The following is a 16449-nucleotide window of genomic DNA, read 5'->3' as shown; positions in this document are numbered from 1 at the left end:
TCAGGGCTGTAAAGCCTTGATCAATTGATCGGTATTCGAGCGCATCATGCCCAAATAGGTATCCACGCCTGACCCAGGCACACCCAAGGCATCGGAATACAGAGTGCCACCTACCTTCGCGCCGGTTTCTCTGGCCACTTGCTCAACCAGCTTTGCGCTAACCGTATTTTCTACGAAGATGGCCTGAATCTGCTCGCTACGCGCTTGCTGGATGATCTGTGCAATATCGCGGGCAGACGGCTCCGCCTGACTGGAGACACCGACCAAGGGGATGAAACGGATGTCGTAAGCCTTGCCCATATAAGAGAAGGCATCGTGCGAGGTAATGACCTTGCGCTTGTCTACCGGCACCGCTTGCAGACGGGTTTTGATGGAATCATCCAGTTCCTGAATGCGCTGCGCGTAATCCTTGGCGCGGCGCTGGTAGTACTCGGCATTAGCCGGATCGGCTTGCTCAAGACCTTTGCTGATATTGCGGACATAGATCTGCGCCAGGCCCAGACTTTGCCAAGCATGCGGATCCTGGCTACCGTGCTGATGGCTGTGGGCATGCCCGCTGTGAGACTGTGCCTCCTCCTTGGCATGGGTCTGCTCATGATCATGAGCATGCTCGGGTTCGGAATCGTGACTGTGGTCGTGGTCGTGGTCGTGGTCGTGGTCGTGGTCGTGGTCGTGGTCGTGGTCGTGGTCGTGGTCGTGGTCGTGGTCAGCATGATCGTCATGCCCGCCTTCAAACGCCAAGGGCGTAATGCTTTCTGTCGCTACGACCTGCGGCCCCTTATAGCCCGCCGCCTGCTGCAAGCGCGGCAGCCAGGATTCAAATTCCAAGCCATTGACCACCAGCAACTGCGCGCTGGCCAAGGTCTTCGCATCACTGGGACGAGGCTCAAAAGAGTGAGCATCCCCATTGGCAGGCACAATCGTGCTGGCCATGACTTTGTCTCCCCCAATCTCCTTGACCATATCGTTCAGGATCGAGAAGCTGCTGACCACTCGCAAGGGTTCGGCCTGCACCGACAGGCTGGCTGCCAGCAAGCCCAGAGCCAGCACCATGCGGCCTGAATACATGTCTCGCATTTTCATCAATCGTGCTCCAAGAGAGAGGCCATGCGCCGACGTCGTGCGCGCCATTGGGAATAAGCACGCAGCAAACCGCCTTGGGGGCCAAAGGTGATAGAAAGAAAATAAAACGCGCCCGCCGCCAGGATGATCGCGGGCGAAGCCGGTACGTTGTAGTAGTACGAGAACAGCAGCCCCAGATAGGCGCTGATCATGCCCAGCAAGGCCGCCACCAGCATTTGTCGGCCTACGGAATACACCCAGAACCGAGCCGAGGCGGCGGGCAGCATCATGATCCCCACCACCATCAAGGTCCCCAGAACCTGGAAGCCAGCCACCAGCGTGATGACCAGCATGAACAAGAACAACATGTGAACCACCGAGCCGCGCCCACCTTGGGTGCGCAGAAAGATCGGGTCCAGGCACTCCAACACCAAGGGGCGGAACACCAGAGCCAGAATAATCAGCGTAATCGTCGTACTGCTGGTGACCAGCAGCAAAGACGCATCATCCAGCCCCAGCACCGTGCCAAACAGCACATGGATCAAATCCATATTGGAGCCACGCAGCGACACCAGCAGCACTCCCAGCCCCAGGGACACCAGATAGAAAGCCGCAAAACTGGCATCCTCGCGTTGTGGTGTCAGGCGGGCCACCAGACCGGCCAGCAAGGCCACGACCAGGCCGGTAATCATGCCGCCTATGGCCATCGCACTTAAAGACAGCCCCGCCGTCAGAAAACCCACCGCCACACCGGGCAAGATGGCATGGGCCATCGCATCGCCCATCAGGCTCATGCGGCGCAGCACCAGAAATACACCTAAAGGCCCAGCCGCTGCGGCCAAGGCAAACGAGCCCGCCAAAGCGCGTTTCATGAAACCGAAGTCCATGAAGGGGCCAAGCAACACATCCATCAACGCCGTCATAGATAGTCCCCCGCACACAAATGGCGAGCCAGATGCAGGTTCTCCGGCGTCAGCACCGCCTCGGTTTCACCCCAGCCCACCACCTGCCCAGCAAGCAGCACGGTTTGCGGAAAACAACTACGCACCATATCCAGATCATGCAGCACGGCCATCACAGTACGGCCCTGTTTGTGCCAGTCCAGAATCAGGTTCATCAACTCATCCGAGGTTGCGCGATCCACCGCAGCAAAGGGCTCATCCAGCAAGAGGATCTGGGCATCTTGCACCATCATGCGGGCAAACAAGGCGCGCTGTAACTGACCGCCCGACAAGGTGCCAATGGAACGACGCGCAAAATCAGCCAGCCCCACCTGCTCCAGCGCGTGGCTAATGCGTTCGTGCTCGACTTTGGGGAAACCGCCCCAGGCTCCCACACGCTTCCAGGCTCCCATGGCCACCAGATCATGCACCGTCACCGGAAAACTTTTGTCCAGATCGCCCATTTGTGGCAACAAGGCCAGTTGGTCCAGAAAACCGCTATCGACGGCAATGCGCCCTTTCAGGGGATTGATCTGCCCGGTCAGCCCTTTGAGCAAGGTGGATTTACCAGCACCGTTAGGCCCGACGATAGCCGTCAAGGAGCCTCGGTTAAAACAGCCGCTGATATCACGCAGAGCGATTTTGTCTTTCCAGCCCAGCGCGACATGCTCGAGTTCGATCAAGGTTTGATGTGAACTCATGCCCTTACCACGCGCCCAATGCCCAGGCAGTCAGTAGCCACAGGGCTCCTGCCACGCACAAAGCGCCCAGTACGCGCTGTCCGGCCGAGGCCAGCAAGAGCGAACGACGAGGTGCCGGACTGCGGAAAGTCGAGGGAAATTGAGGACAGGACATGAAACAGGGATAATGCGGCTAGATTTGGAATTTCATTTTTTTCCAAAGATGTTATAACATAACAAACATTCCATCAAGCGCCATGCCTGTACATATTCTTACGCCCAACGCTATTGAAGATCAGCTTGCGACCGCTGAACAGCTTTGCCTGGAACGCGGTAAACGGCTGACTTCAATTCGCCGTCAGGTACTGGAAATCCTGATTCAGGCCCAACGCAGCTTGCGCGCCTACGAACTACTGGATCTGGTTCGCGAGTTTCAACCCGGCGCCAAACCCCCTACCGTTTACCGCGCCCTGGACTTTCTGACGGAAGAAGGTCTGATTCACCGGCTGGATGCCGTCAATGCCTGGACCGCCTGTGTAGATGCCGGTGGCCACCCCCACGACTTGCTGATCGTCTGCACCCAGTGCGGTACCGTGGTGGAACTGTGCGCTCCAGACTTAAGCCAAAGGCTGGCGGACTGTGTACGCGGAGCAGGCTTTGCCCTGTCCGGCCACGAGACCGAGTTGCGCGGCCTGTGCCAACGTTGCGTTGCCGCTAAAAACGAGCGAAAACCCTTATCTGCCCCCTAAAACATGGTATTTTGCCGCCAATCGGTATATATTCCCCGATCTATTGGCAAACCTCTGTGAATTTTTACAGATCACCGTTTGCCCAACAGGCAAGGCTGTGATGTAATCGCACGTTGTTTTCGTGCGGAGCAGATGGGTGCAGGAAGCCGCGGCTGGTGCCGTGCCTTGTACCTTTCGCCCGCCACTGCGAGGCATGTTTATGAACGCGGCATCAGATCTGAACAACATGGTTCCAGTCACTGTGCTGACTGGTTTTCTGGGCGCTGGTAAAACCACGCTGCTCAAGCGCATCCTGAGCGAATATCACGGTCGACGCATTGCCGTCATCGAAAACGAGTTCGGGCCTGAAGGCATCGACAATGAATTGTTGGTGCAAGACTCCCAGGAAGAAATCGTCGAACTGAGCAACGGTTGTGTATGCTGCACCGTGCGCGGCGACCTGATGCGCACCCTGAATGATTTGCGCGTTCGCCGTCAGGCAGGCGAACTGAAGTTCGAGCGCGTCATCATCGAGACCACCGGCATGGCTAACCCCGGCCCGGTCTGCCAGACCTTTTTCATGGACGATGATATTGCCGACTACTATCGGCTGGATGCGGTCATTACCGTCGTGGATGCCAAACATGGCATGGCTACACTGGACCAACAAGAAGAAGCCCAAAAACAGGTTGGTTTTGCGGACCGCTTGCTGATCTCCAAAAAAGATCTGGTCAACGATGTAGATTACGAGGCCCTGCGTGCCCGCCTGATCCGCATCAACCCGCGAGCCACCATTACGCCGGTTCACTTTGGTGAAACCGACATCAAGGATTTGCTGGAAGTCAGTGGTTTCAACCTGAATTCCATTCTGGACATTGACCCACAATTTCTGGCAGAGCAACACCCCGATGCGGCAGACGGCCATGATCACCACCACGATCATGCCCATGGCGATGACGGCGATTGTGGTCCGGGTTGCGGACACGATCACCACCATCATCACCACGAGCACGCCGCTCACAATGACGAAATCGGAGCTTTCGTATTCCGCTCGGACCGTCCTTTCGACCCCGAACGGTTGGAAGACTTTCTGTCAGGCATTGTCCAGGTATTTGGACCAGATCTGATGCGCTACAAAGGCATTTTGTATCTGAAGGGCATCAATCGCCGTATGCTCTTTCAAGGCGTACACATGATGATGAGCGCCGAGCCTGGCAGTGCCTGGCTGGCCAAAGATAAAAAAGGCACCAAGCTGGTCTTTATTGGCCGCAAATTGCCACAAGACATATTCACCCAGGGCCTGGAGAATTGCCTGGTTTGAATTAATAATTATTCAGTAAATGCGGAGCGATTGCGCGTGACGACAGTTACAGGCTCCCAGACGTCAACAAGAGGTAAGCATCATGGCAACTAAGTCACATGACAGTACTACAACCCTGCTGACCGAGCAGGAGCTTTTGGCGATGCCTGAGTCAGACTACATGAACGCCGCCCAGCTGGAGTTTTTCAAGCATCGCTTGCGCCAGCTAGAGCAAGACATTCTGGCCAACGCGGGCGCTACAACGGAAAACCTGCGTGAAACCCAGTTCGTTCCTGACCCGGCTGACCGTGCCACGATCGAAGAAGAGCACGCTCTGGAGCTGCGTACCCGTGATCGCGAACGCAAACTGCTCAAGAAAGTGCAACAGTCCATCGCCCTGATCGATTCGGGCGAATACGGCTGGTGTGAGGAAACAGGCGAACCCATCGGCCTGCCCCGTTTGCTGGCACGTCCCACGGCCAACCTGTCTTTGGAAGCACAGGAACGTCGTGAGAAGCGTCAAAAAATGTTTGGGGATTAAAACCACCAGCGTTTGAAGTACGTCAAACCCTCCCATAAGCAAATAGGCAATGGGAGGGTTTTTTACTTACTGGACCACGAGTCGCTTCATAACAAACCAGCCCTAACTCCATCCGGCTAAAAACGTTGCCCGCAAACAAAAACTGTTCGGCTAGACCATCTACATCAGCAAATTTACAGGCCTGCACATTGATCCTTGAAATTTCCCGCCGGGCCCCCAAATGGGTACCTTAAAGGAAGGAAATCATGGAACAATTTCACGCCACTACTATTGTCTGTGTACGCCGCGGAGATCAAGTCGCCATTGGCGGCGATGGTCAGGTCACCCTGGGCAATGTTGTCATCAAGGGCACGGCCCGCAAGATTCGCCGTTTGTACAACGACAGCATCCTGGCCGGCTTTGCCGGTGCGACGGCCGACGCATTCACCTTGCAAGAACGCTTTGAAGCGAAGCTGGAAAAGCACCAGGGCAACTTGCTGCGCGCTGCCGTCGAGCTGACGCGCGACTGGCGTACCGACCGCGTTCTGCGCCGCCTGGAAGCCATGCTGCTGGTGGCGGACAAGGAACACACGCTGGTGCTGACCGGCAATGGCGATGTGCTTGAACCCGAACATGGCCTGGCTGCCATTGGCTCGGGTGGCTCCTATGCACAATCTGCAGCACTCGCGTTGCTGCAAAACACCGATATGGCTCCTGCCGACATCGTTAAAAAGTCTCTGGAGATCGCAGGTGACCTGTGCATCTACACCAACCAGAACCATATCGTCGAAACACTCTGACAGCCGGATACCCCACCATGTCTACACCTAATATGACTCCCGGAGAAATCGTCTCCGAACTGGACAAGCATATCGTTGGCCAGGGCAAGGCCAAGCGTTCTGTCGCCGTGGCCCTGCGCAATCGCTGGCGCCGCCAGCAGGTTGCCGAGCCCCTGCGCAGTGAAATCGTCCCCAAAAACATTCTGATGATCGGCCCCACTGGCGTGGGTAAAACCGAAATCGCCCGCCGTCTGGCCAAGCTGGCCAATGCGCCTTTCATCAAAGTCGAGGCCACCAAGTTCACGGAAGTGGGCTATGTGGGCCGCGACGTTGAAACCATCATCCGCGATCTGGTGGATATTTCGGTCAAACAAACCCGCGAAGTCGAAATGCGCCGTGTGCGCACCCAGGCCGAGGAAGCCGCTGAAGACCGCATTCTGGACGTGCTGGTGCCGCCCTCGCGCGATGCACACGGTCAGCCCCAGCGTGAGGACAACTCGGCACGCCAGGTATTCCGCAAGCGCCTGCGTGAAGGCAAGCTGGACGATACCGAGATTGAAATTGAAATGGCCCAGGCCATGCCTCGCATGGAAATCATGGCACCTCCCGGCATGGAAGAGATGACCGAGCAATTGCGCGGCATGTTCTCCGGTCTGGGCCAGGAAAAAACCAAGGCTCGCAAGCTGACGGTCAAGGAAGCCTTCAAGCAACTGACCGAGGAAGAAGCGGCCCGTCGCGTCAATGAAGACGATTTGCGCACTGCGGCGGTGGCCAACGCCGAGCAGAACGGCATCGTATTCCTGGACGAAATCGACAAGATCACTGCGCGTGGCGAAAGCCAGGGCAGCGGCGGCGATGTGTCCCGCCAAGGTGTGCAGCGCGACCTACTGCCTTTGGTAGAAGGCACCAGCGTCACCACCAAATACGGTGTGGTGCGTACTGATCACATCCTGTTTATTGCCTCGGGCGCGTTCCACCTGTCCCGCCCATCCGATCTGATCCCTGAGCTACAAGGCCGCTTCCCCATCCGTGTGGAACTGGAGTCGCTGAGCGCCCAGGATTTCGTACAGATTCTGTCGGCCACAGATGCGTCACTGACCAAGCAGTACGCGGCCTTGCTGGGAACCGAAGACGTCAAACTGGATTTCCGTCCAGACGGCATTCAGCGTCTGGCCGAACTGGCTTTTGATGTCAACGAACGCACCGAGAACATTGGTGCCCGTCGCTTGTACACCGTCATGGAAAAGCTGCTGGAAGAGCTTTCCTACAGTGCTGGCAGCCACGGTGAGCAAAACGTGGTCATCGATGCAGACTACGTGAACAAGCAATTGCAAGAAACCGCCGCCAGCCAGGATCTGGCACGCTACGTGCTGTAAGTTCAGCCCTGGATTCAAGGCTTATTCCGCTTGTTGTCGGACACGAAAAAGGGGCAGAAAAATCTGCCCCTTTTTCCATTCTTGTTCGGATAAGAACCAACACCGTATCAAGCAGACGATGGCACCAAGTTTTCAACAAGCTCTGACTTGGCAAAATGAATCAAGCTGACTGATCGCCAGATCACCAAACCATCCCGCCGACCAGAGCAGACTGACGGCTCCCCTGCATAAGACATAAAAAACCGGGCGAACCCGGTTTTTATCCACTTGCTGAATCTGCCTTATTTGCTGATCTTGGTGACCACGTAGTCACCACCATCACGCTTGGCAGTGAACTTTACCTTGTCACCCGGTTTGATATTGGCCAGCAAGACAGGATCAATCTTGTACACCAATGTCATGGCGGGCAACTGCAGCTCACTGATCTCACCATGCTTGATGGTAACTTTGCCGGCATCGGCGTCCAGTCGACGCACTTCACCCGACGCACTGGCTTCCTGAGCCTGGGCAACCACCACATATGCCGAGCCAGCCACCACACCCAAGGTCCCCAATGCCAAGGCCGCGCCTCGTTTCGTCCATGTCATTTTTCACTCCTGCAAATTGGGCAGAGCCACACAATTGGCTCATAATGCCTACTTTCGGACGCCTGATGCGTCTGTTTCCGATCAAGCATAACGCTAAACCTTTGCAAAAGCATGAGTGAATTTATTAAAGGGTATGTGCTGCGTCCAGCCACCCCCGCAGATATTCCGGCCATTTTGGGCCTGATGCGCGATATGGCCGCCTTTGAAAAACTGGAGCATATTTTCAAGGCGAACGCCGAGTCGCTACGCAACAGCTTCTTCTCCGATGAGCCTAGCGCCTACTGCCTGGTGATCACGCCGGAAGACCAGCCCGACACACCAATTTCTTACATTATGTGGTTTTACAACTACTCCAGCTTTCTGGATCGCCGCGGCATCTATCTGGAGGATTTGTATATCGACCCCGCCCATCGCAAACACGGACTGGGTGCGGCTGCCCTGCGCCATCTGGCTCAGTTGGCTGTTGCCCAGGGCTGTGGCCGCCTGGAGTGGGTGGTACTGGACTGGAACCAGAACGCCATCGATTTCTACAAACATCAAGGCGCTCAGGTTCTGGATGACTGGCGCGTGGTGCGCGTCACGGGCGAGGCCTTGCTCAACCTGGCCCAAGGCACTCCTATTCCTGCTGAAATATAAAGCTCCATCATGTCCACACGACTTTCCATTATCAGCACACGCACTGGCGACGACGGCACCACGGGCCTGGGTGACGGCAGCCGCCTGCCCAAAACCGCTCCCCTGATCCATGCCCTGGGAGATGTGGATGAATTGAACAGTCATATCGGTGTCTTGCGCAGCATGACCCTGCCAGAAGATATTGATACCTTGCTGTCCGACATCCAGCACGACTTGTTCGATATGGGAGCTGAACTGTGCATTCCTGGCCATCAGGTCATAGGCAGTGCCCATGTAGAGCGTCTGGATCAGGCGATTCGCCACTACAACGAGCCTTTGGGCATACTCCAAGAGTTCATTTTGCCGGGCGGCAGCCCGGCAGCGGCGCAAGCGCATGTGCTGCGCTGTGTGGCGCGTCGTGCGGAGCGTAGTGTTATTGCTGTGCCCTCCGAGGCATTGCCACAGGACGGTCCGCGCTTGTACCTGAACCGCCTGTCGGATTTGCTGTTTATATTGGCACGTACCTTGAACCGTCATGCAGGCCGCTCTGACGTACTGTGGACGCCCAAGCGCAACGCGCCTGACCAGGACTAACGCCCCATCGCGGCTGCGACTGCGACTGCGACTGCGACTATAAGAATAGGGCCCTGCATTAGCAGGGCCCTATTCCTTTTCAGGCTAGATCAATGCGAGTGGTATCCGCAAATTTCAGCACAGGCTCGTCCGTGGGGTCTTCGTAGACCTGCCACTTCAAGGACTGGCTACCCACCTGAATATCCACAGTTGCCAGGGTGTTTTCCGCGTCACTGTCCTTCGGGTCACAGCGCCAGATCGGAAATTCCGCATGGTGCTGATCCGCCAGGATCGTCAAAGGATCAAGCGCAGCACCTGCTTGTGCCAACAATTGCTCCCCACGCTCCTGCCGCAGCTCGGACGAACGGGTAATACGCTGTTCAAAGCCTTGCATGGACGGATGTACCGCATGATTGGCGTGCAGATGATTTTGCTCAATCGTTTGCACGGACACGGCCTGAGCACTGAACTCCACACTCAGCAAGCGCGGATCCCCACGCTGCGCCAGACTCAAATGAAAAGCGCCGGAACGAGGATGATCCTGCAGGATACCCACCGCCTGATCCAGACCGGGCTGATCGAGCATGGCACGGGTCAGAACCATGCGCGGCACGCCTGGGGCCACGTGACGCGCCCGCACATTATTGACCGTCATGGCCAGGCCTGCCTGCGTCACCGCAAAGCTGTGGCCTGGCAAGGAGGCTGGATACAGAAAGGAGACAAAAGACATGCCGCTATCGGGGATGAATTTGGCCACCCCGCAGTACCCGGCAAACCCTGGATCACCATCCTCGTTATGCACCAGGCGGGGTTCCCCTTGTGCAGGCATTTGCACGGTCGTGCAACCATCAGGAGCCATGGCCCACAAGTCGCCACGGCAATTCCACAAGAACACATCCTCAAAGGGAAGCTCCAGACCTAATGCCAGGCCCTGAAGCTCGGTCCATATTCGGGGAAAATAACGCTCGGTGTACTGGGCTAGCTGACTGGCTACAGCCGTTCCCTTTGATTGCATGATGCCCTGCCATGCTGCTGAGTTCAGCAAATAAGCATGCACTGCAGAGGCTCCGAAACGTCCCAAAGAATGGCCAATTTCTTTGGGACCACCACTTAACTCCAGATAGGACAACTTAGCCATTGCGTCTATTTCCAGTAGGCACCGGACTGGTGCAATTGATTTTCAAGCAACTCAATACCGCTTACCGCACGACTGCCCGCCTTGGCCAGAACCTGCTCCAGCAACACCTCCACCAGCGCCTGTGCAGCCACTAAAGAAGGGAAAAAAGACGGACTGTCGGTTCCAAACAATAATGTGGCATCGGCCTGCTGCGCAATAGGGGCAAGCAAGCTGTCGCAAATCGCCAGAATTTGTGCATCGGCCTGCCGAGCAGCCTGATGCACCAGTACCGCTTCTTGCGAATACGGTGCAAAACCGAACAAAACCAATACATCGCCCTTTTGTAACGCCCGCACATCCATATCCAGGGTCCCTGACTCGCCACGCAGCAAAACAATGGACGGTCGGAACAAACGGTACTGATAATGAAAAGAAAAAGCCGGTGCAAAAGAGGCTCGAAACCCAGCAACAAAAACCCGTTTTGCCTTGGCAAGCAGGCTGACTGCCTGCGGCAGACGGGCTTCGTTCACCTCGCGCAATAGCGCCAGATTATCCATCTGTGCGGTCAAGGCCTGGGCCAGCCGATCCTCTTTGTTTCGATTCCGAACCACCGCCCGAGCCTGATCGGCATAGCGGTGCGCACCTTGACCATGCAGAGCCTGGGTGAATACGGCCTTGAACTGTGCCCAACCGCCAAAACCCAATGACTGCGCAAAACGCAGCAACGTCGCAGGCTGTACCTGCGCCTGAGCGGCCAACTGACGCATGGACAACAAAGGCACCTGATCCGCGTGATCAAGCACATAACGTGCGCTTTGCTGGAACTGGGGCGACATGGTGGTAAATGCCGCCTGAATACGCTCAGTCAGGTTACTCAAGGAGTTCATGGGCCAACGTGCTTGAAAAGGGGACACCAAGTATATATCGGTCACCAATGCTGCCAAGACGCAACAGTGCGATCTTTATCCACCTGTAGCGACCAATCAAAGATGATTTATTTGTTGAAAGTATTATTATATATTCAACATACGTTGAAAATATTTTGGGACTACTTTCTGGATCTGCGCCATGACACATGTTTTTCATCGCAACCCCAAGCACATGCTGCCCTATGCCGTTAAAGGTGATGGCATCCGCATTATGGACAAGGAAGGCAAATCGTATATCGACGCCAGTGGTGGGGCGGCCGTGTCCTGCCTGGGCCATAGCCACCCTGCCGTCATCGCCGCCATCAAGCAGCAGCTAGACCAGATTGCCTACGCCCATACCTCCTTTTTCAGCAGCCAGGCTGCCGAAGATCTCGCGGATTTTCTCACTAGCCGATCCCCTGGTGATCTGAATCACGCCTACTTTCTATCCGGCGGCTCTGAAGCGGTAGAGGCCAGTCTGAAACTGGCTCGACAATATTTTGTAGAAATTGGCCAGCCTGAGCGCCATATCTTCATCGCCCGCCGTCAGAGCTATCACGGCAATACACTGGGTGCCTTGGCCATTGGCGGCAATGAATGGCGCCGCAAGCCCTTTTTGCCGCTGCTGGCTCCAGCCCAGCATGTCTCGCCCTGCTATCCCTACCGCGACCAACGCAGCGATGAAAGTGCCGATCAGTATGCAGACCGTCTGGCCCAGGAGCTGGATGACACGATTCAAAACCTGGGCCCCCAACATGTTGCTGCCTTTGTCGGCGAGACCGTGGTAGGAGCCACCGCCGGTGCCTTGGCCCCGGTAGGCGACTACTGGAAAAAAATCCGCCAGGTCTGCGACAAGCATGGTGTGCTGCTGATTCTGGACGAAGTCATGTCCGGCATGGGGCGCACCGGCTATCTGTTTGCCTGCGAAGAGGACGGCGTGGTGCCAGACATCATGGCGATAGCCAAGGGTCTGGGTGCGGGCTATCAGCCGATTGGGGCCATGCTGGCCAGTGACCGGATTTATCAAGCCATCCTGAATGGCTCGGGCTTTTTCCAGCACGGCCACACCTATATGGGCCACGCCACGGCCTGCGCCGGTGCGCTGGCCGTGCAGCACGTCATTGAGCAGGACCAGTTACTGAAAAACGTCCGCCAGCGTGGCGAACAACTGCGCCGGGAGCTGCATCAGGCCTTGGACAGCCACCCCAATGTAGGCGATATACGCGGTCGAGGACTGTTTGTGGGCGTCGAATTAGTCCAGGACAAGGCCAGCAAGCAAGCCCTGGACCCGAGTCTGAAAACCCACGCCAAGATCAAACAACAGGCCTTTTCCCAAGGTCTGATGCTCTATCCTATGGGTGGCACGATAGATGGGGTGCATGGCGATCATATTTTGCTGGCGCCGCCCTTTATCTGCACCGAGTCCGACATTCAAGACATCGTCAAACGTCTGACTCAAACCATCGATCACGTCCTTCCCCGTTAAATCCCGTCTTGCAGAGCGTTGAGTGGACATGGACCTGCGCCACTCAAGAACGCTCTACTGACTGCCCTGCAGCAAGCCTGCCACCAAAAACACCGCTATACATAAAGGAGAACCATGGCCCGCCTACCTTATGCTGACCTGAGCGCCCCCGAAGCCGCCCCATTGGTAGAACAGATCATTGCAGAACGCGGCAGCGTCTTGCACCTGTACCAGATGCTGCTGCACAGCCCGCCCATCGCGAAAGGCTGGCTCAATCACCTGACGGGTATACGCCACAACAGCAGCCTGCCGGGTGATCTGCGCGAGCTGGTCATCATGCGTGTGGCCTTGTTGAACCGTGCCCCTTACGAGGCCGATCAACATGCCCCTATCGCCCTGGCAGAGGGTTTGAGCCAGTCCCAACTGGATGCCCTGCCCAACTGGCAAGATGCGGATGCGTTCACACCCATCCAGTGTGCGGTACTGGCCTACACCGATGCCATGACCTTGAATGTGCAAGTGGAGCCCGCCGTTTTTCAAGCGGTACGCCAATATTTCGATGAGCGCCTGACGGTCGAGCTGACCGCCACCATTGCTACCTACAATATGGTGTCGCGCTTTCTGGAAGCCTTGCACATCCACTCAGACGACACGCGTTAAAGCGACACGCCAAGCACATCCGTCCGGCTCCCTCCCAAGCGTCTCGCCAGAAACTCCACAAACAAGCGCAGCTTGGGAGGCAGATGGCGGGTGGGCGGATACAAGGCCCACAGGGCACCGCAGTATTGAGTGCGGAACTCCCAATCAGCCAGCACACGCACAATACGCCCCTCCTGCTCAGGCTCCTTGGCCACAAAGCAAGGCAGGCTGCCTATCCCCAAACCCCGCTCCACCGCATCCAGACGCACGCCCGTATGGTTGGCCGCGTAGCGCCCGCTAACAGACACATTCAACACCCGCCCGCCTTTATTGAAGCGCCAGCGTGAATCGCTGGGTGCCTCTCCCAGATAGATGCAGCTATGTTCGCGCAGTTGCTGGGGGTGCTCGGGCTGGCTGTGTTCGGCCAAATAAGCAGGGCTGGCATACAAACCATGTCGAATATCTGTCAGATGACGACCCATCAAACCCGGTGGCGGTTGATCGGTGATGCGTATCGCCAGATCCAGTTGATCGTCGATCAGATCGGCGTAACGATCATCCAGATTCATCAGAACATTCACCTTGGGATGCGCCATCAAGAAGTCCGGCATATGGGGGTGAATCAAAAAATGCCCGACTGCTTTTGGAACACTCAAGCGAATCTGCCCCTCTGGCTCGGTCTGAAACTGCCCCGAAATCTCCATTGCGGCCTGGGCGCAAGACAGCATGTCACGGGCATGCTCATAAATCGCCTGGCCGCTATCACTTAAACGCAATTTGCGTGTCGTGCGCTGCAAAACGCGCGTTCCCAGGCCTTTCTCCAAACGCGCAATGGAGCGGCTGACCGCCGACGGGGTATAGCCAAGCTGACGAGAGGCTTCAGAAAAACTGCCTGTCTCCACCACTTTGACAAAGACCACCATGTCACTCATCAGGGAAGTGAGATTACTTGTGCTCATAGGGAATAAATTATTTCAATGAATTGCAATTATCAGGACTGCCGACAATGCCTACAATGCCTTAAAACCCACCTACAGGTAATAAAATGCAAGATAAATTATATTTGACTAGCAATAGCCTTACCTGCAGCGCAGAAATTCTGAAGTGCTATCACTCCGAAAATGAACGCTACGCTGTCAGGCTGGATAAAACCTTATTTCACCCTCAAGGTGGTGGCCAACCTTGCGACAAAGGCACCATAAATGGGCACGAGGTTCTGCATGTGGCACAAAACCGCGATGGCCATGTGCTGCACTACCTGCATGCACGCCTGCCCTTGGGCCCCGTAGAACTGCATATCGACCGCAACCATAGACTGGAACATGCCCGGCTGCACACCGCTGGTCACATGATTGGCCATCTGGTTGAGCGCATTGGCTGGCAGGCCGTAAAGGCACATCATTGGCGTGGCGAGTCGCGTGTCGTCTTCCGTAACCCCAAAAACGCCCTCCCTCCCTTCCTGGATGATTTGTCGAACCGCTGTGCCGAACAGATCCAACTGGCCCAGCCTATTTCCATCAGTTTCAAAGAAGGGCGACGCCAAGTTGCCATTGGTAGTCTGGGGCAATATCCATGTGGCGGCACCCATGTTGAAAACACATCGGAATTGACTGGATTAACAATAATTCGCATCAAAAACAAAAAAGACGAACTGAGCATTAATTATGAAATGATGACTCAATAAATAATAAAAACCCAGTCAATTTATTCATATCTTCCGTGACTGGGAAAGAAAAATTCTTTTAAAACTTCCAAGAGAAGTAAGAAATGTATTTAGAGACCAAACGATTGCAGACTGAACATATGCAGTCTCTGCTGAACGGCGAGCTCCTGGCGATCCACCTGCCCCAGTTCATTGATGCGCCCACCTCACAAAAGCTGGGTGAACAAATCATTGATAAAGGCTTTGATCGCTATGTGAATGCCCCCAGCATCGGCCGTATAGGCATGGCTTTTTACGAAGCCGAAAACCAGCCCGAACGCATGGCCTCTTACTTCGAGGGGGTTTTTGACAATATCGACGAGTTGCGTCGCCGCTGCGCTCCCTACCTGTCCCCCATTGATGTGCTGCGCTGCACGCTGGACGAGGTCTGGCCTGCAGGAGCCACGCTGGAGACACTGTACGGAAAAAAAAATGCATGCCGTCACCCCCGGCAAGGGCGATTTGCGCCTGAGCCTGTCTTGCTTTGTGGGATATCGTGGCCCGGCCATGCCGCTGACCTTTTGGAGTTAATGTGTTGCAAACCTATTGGCCAGAGTTCGCTACTCTGGCTTTGATTCATTTTTTGGCCGTTATTGCCCCTGGACCTGATTTTGCGGTCACCATCCGCCAAAGTGTGCGACTGGGCCGCCAGGCCGGGATTGCCACTGCCATTGGCATTGGTGCAGGCATTTCCGTTCATGTGATCTACACCTTGATGGGCGTGGGCGCCTTACTGCACTCCACCCCCTGGCTGATGAGCGTGGCCGAAGTCCTGGGCGGCGCTTATCTGCTGTATATAGGCTGGGGATTTTTACGGCAGGTCCATACCCCCATGGAGGTCAGCCTGGCCGAGTCCAGTCATAGCAAACCCGCTGCTGTCAGTGTGCGTCAATCCCTGACGCTGGGCTTCATGACCAATGCCACCAACCCTAAAGCCACGCTGTTCTTTCTGGCGGTGTTTACCACCGTGGTCAGCACCAGCACACCCTTGACGACCCAGATGCTCTACGGCGTCTGGATGTGTCTGGTCAATGCGGGTTGGTTTGTTATCGTGAGTCTGATTTTTACCAGCCCTCGTGTGCGCCAACGTTTTTTGCGCATGGGAACCTGGTTTGAACGGATAACAGGCGTATTGCTGCTTGGCTTTTCACTGCGCCTGCTGGTGCATGCCGGGCAACGTCTTTTGTCATAAGCTGACAAGAGCCCAATTGTGTCAAAGGTCACAGCACGTCTTTGCACTCTGGGCGGCATAAGCGACAAATAGCGTCAAGCGTGCTTGCTCTAACGCCCTAAAAAATCGCCCCGTTTTTTACAAGACGGGGCGATTTTTCATTAGACCATGGACTGGCCGGTCTTGCGGGCCCTGCGCCAATCCCGAATCAGGTTACCAACCAGCAAGGCCAGAATGATGGCCGATATGACAGGCCAGATCATAAAGTAAATCGTCATCAACATAA

Annotated in this window: 21 protein-coding genes; 12 read left to right on the top strand and 9 right to left on the bottom strand. The window is 55.8% G+C overall.

Going from position 1 to position 16449, the window contains the following annotated elements:
• From ACDI13_RS12240 to ACDI13_RS12225, 4 genes are read right to left on the bottom strand one after another with little or no spacing between them, the layout of a single operon-like run.
• Positions 1–1083, bottom strand: a complete 1083-nt coding sequence (locus ACDI13_RS12240) for a metal ABC transporter solute-binding protein, Zn/Mn family (RefSeq protein ID WP_316990188.1) — start codon at positions 1081–1083, stop codon at positions 1–3.
• Positions 1083–1985, bottom strand: a complete 903-nt coding sequence (locus tag ACDI13_RS12235; protein WP_316990189.1) for a metal ABC transporter permease — start codon at positions 1983–1985, stop codon at positions 1083–1085. The genes ACDI13_RS12240 and ACDI13_RS12235 overlap by 1 nt, the downstream gene beginning before the upstream one ends.
• The gene (locus ACDI13_RS12230) at positions 1982–2704 is read right to left on the bottom strand and encodes a metal ABC transporter ATP-binding protein (RefSeq protein WP_316990190.1); all 723 of its coding nucleotides are present in this window, start codon (positions 2702–2704) and stop codon (positions 1982–1984) included. Before ACDI13_RS12230 ends, ACDI13_RS12235 begins: the two co-directional genes overlap by 4 nt.
• Before the next feature lie 4 nt (positions 2705–2708).
• Positions 2709–2858, bottom strand: coding sequence for a hypothetical protein (locus ACDI13_RS12225; RefSeq protein ID WP_165589481.1), 150 nt, complete (start codon positions 2856–2858; stop codon positions 2709–2711).
• An 82-nt stretch (positions 2859–2940) separates the two neighbouring features.
• Here ACDI13_RS12225 and ACDI13_RS12220 point away from each other — a divergent pair, with 82 nt between their 5' ends.
• From ACDI13_RS12220 to hslU, 5 genes are all read left to right on the top strand, one after another.
• A complete protein-coding gene (locus ACDI13_RS12220; RefSeq protein ID WP_009462608.1) occupies positions 2941–3432 on the top strand; it encodes a Fur family transcriptional regulator in 492 nt (163 codons plus the stop codon).
• Between the two features lie 199 nt (positions 3433–3631).
• Positions 3632–4732, top strand: coding sequence for a GTP-binding protein (locus ACDI13_RS12215; protein WP_316990191.1), 1101 nt, complete (start codon positions 3632–3634; stop codon positions 4730–4732).
• A gap of 82 nt (positions 4733–4814) precedes the next feature.
• Positions 4815–5252, top strand: a complete 438-nt coding sequence (gene dksA / locus ACDI13_RS12210; protein ID WP_026484112.1) for an RNA polymerase-binding protein DksA — start codon at positions 4815–4817, stop codon at positions 5250–5252.
• A gap of 245 nt (positions 5253–5497) precedes the next feature.
• Positions 5498–6031 (top strand): ATP-dependent protease subunit HslV, encoded by a 534-nt coding sequence (gene hslV, locus ACDI13_RS12205; protein WP_003804273.1) that lies wholly within the window; start codon positions 5498–5500, stop codon positions 6029–6031.
• A 17-nt stretch (positions 6032–6048) separates the two neighbouring features.
• Complete coding sequence (gene hslU / locus ACDI13_RS12200) at positions 6049–7386, top strand: ATP-dependent protease ATPase subunit HslU (protein ID WP_316990192.1); 1338 nt, start codon at positions 6049–6051, stop codon at positions 7384–7386.
• 281 nt (positions 7387–7667) lie between these two features.
• On the opposite strand, the gene ACDI13_RS12195 is transcribed toward hslU, so the two are convergent.
• Positions 7668–7973, bottom strand: coding sequence for a copper-binding protein (locus tag ACDI13_RS12195; RefSeq protein ID WP_316990193.1), 306 nt, complete (start codon positions 7971–7973; stop codon positions 7668–7670).
• Positions 7974–8084: 111 nt separating this feature from the next.
• Here ACDI13_RS12195 and ACDI13_RS12190 point away from each other — a divergent pair, with 111 nt between their 5' ends.
• Both ACDI13_RS12190 and ACDI13_RS12185 read left to right on the top strand, forming a co-directional pair.
• Positions 8085–8609, top strand: a complete 525-nt coding sequence (locus ACDI13_RS12190; RefSeq protein WP_316990194.1) for a GNAT family N-acetyltransferase — start codon at positions 8085–8087, stop codon at positions 8607–8609.
• Positions 8610–8618: 9 nt separating this feature from the next.
• The gene (locus tag ACDI13_RS12185) at positions 8619–9182 is read left to right on the top strand and encodes a cob(I)yrinic acid a,c-diamide adenosyltransferase (protein WP_316990195.1); all 564 of its coding nucleotides are present in this window, start codon (positions 8619–8621) and stop codon (positions 9180–9182) included.
• Between the two features lie 79 nt (positions 9183–9261).
• Here ACDI13_RS12185 and ACDI13_RS12180 read toward each other — a convergent pair whose 3' ends face one another.
• Both ACDI13_RS12180 and ACDI13_RS12175 read right to left on the bottom strand, forming a co-directional pair.
• Positions 9262–10299 carry a C45 family peptidase gene (locus tag ACDI13_RS12180; protein WP_316990196.1) on the bottom strand — a complete coding sequence of 346 codons (1038 nt, stop codon included), beginning with the start codon at positions 10297–10299 and terminating at the stop codon, positions 9262–9264.
• Between the two features lie 5 nt (positions 10300–10304).
• A complete protein-coding gene (locus ACDI13_RS12175) occupies positions 10305–11165 on the bottom strand; it encodes a MurR/RpiR family transcriptional regulator (RefSeq protein ID WP_316990197.1) in 861 nt (286 codons plus the stop codon).
• Positions 11166–11346: 181 nt separating this feature from the next.
• On the opposite strand from ACDI13_RS12175, the gene ACDI13_RS12170 reads away from it, so the two are divergent.
• On the top strand, positions 11347–12672 hold the full coding sequence (locus tag ACDI13_RS12170; protein ID WP_316990198.1) for an aspartate aminotransferase family protein: 1326 nt from the start codon (positions 11347–11349) through the stop codon (positions 12670–12672).
• Positions 12673–12786: 114 nt separating this feature from the next.
• Complete coding sequence (locus ACDI13_RS12165) at positions 12787–13311, top strand: carboxymuconolactone decarboxylase family protein (protein ID WP_316990199.1); 525 nt, start codon at positions 12787–12789, stop codon at positions 13309–13311.
• Here the strand turns inward: ACDI13_RS12165 and ACDI13_RS12160 are convergent.
• A complete protein-coding gene (locus tag ACDI13_RS12160) occupies positions 13308–14249 on the bottom strand; it encodes a LysR family transcriptional regulator (RefSeq protein WP_316990200.1) in 942 nt (313 codons plus the stop codon). The two genes, ACDI13_RS12165 and ACDI13_RS12160, sit on opposite strands and share 4 nt — an antisense overlap.
• An 86-nt stretch (positions 14250–14335) precedes the next feature.
• Between ACDI13_RS12160 and ACDI13_RS12155 the strand changes: the two genes are divergently transcribed.
• The 3 genes from ACDI13_RS12155 (at position 14336) to ACDI13_RS12145 (ending at position 16184) form a co-directional block, all read left to right on the top strand.
• Positions 14336–14974, top strand: coding sequence for a threonine--tRNA ligase (locus ACDI13_RS12155; protein ID WP_316990201.1), 639 nt, complete (start codon positions 14336–14338; stop codon positions 14972–14974).
• 83 nt (positions 14975–15057) lie between these two features.
• Positions 15058–15567 carry a hypothetical protein gene (locus tag ACDI13_RS12150; protein ID WP_316990202.1) on the top strand — a complete coding sequence of 170 codons (510 nt, stop codon included), beginning with the start codon at positions 15058–15060 and terminating at the stop codon, positions 15565–15567.
• Positions 15528–16184 (top strand): LysE family translocator, encoded by a 657-nt coding sequence (locus tag ACDI13_RS12145; RefSeq protein ID WP_372373123.1) that lies wholly within the window; start codon positions 15528–15530, stop codon positions 16182–16184. The genes ACDI13_RS12150 and ACDI13_RS12145 overlap by 40 nt, the downstream gene beginning before the upstream one ends.
• 140 nt (positions 16185–16324) lie before the next feature.
• Here ACDI13_RS12145 and ACDI13_RS12140 read toward each other — a convergent pair whose 3' ends face one another.
• Positions 16325–16447 (bottom strand): putative transporter small subunit, encoded by a 123-nt coding sequence (locus ACDI13_RS12140; protein WP_316990204.1) that lies wholly within the window; start codon positions 16445–16447, stop codon positions 16325–16327.
• Positions 16448–16449 lie beyond the last annotated feature (2 nt).

Source organism: Alcaligenes faecalis, assembly GCF_041521385.1.
Taxonomy (GTDB): Bacteria; Pseudomonadota; Gammaproteobacteria; order Burkholderiales; family Burkholderiaceae_B; genus Alcaligenes; species Alcaligenes faecalis_E.
This window is presented reverse-complemented; position numbering and strand designations above follow the sequence as displayed.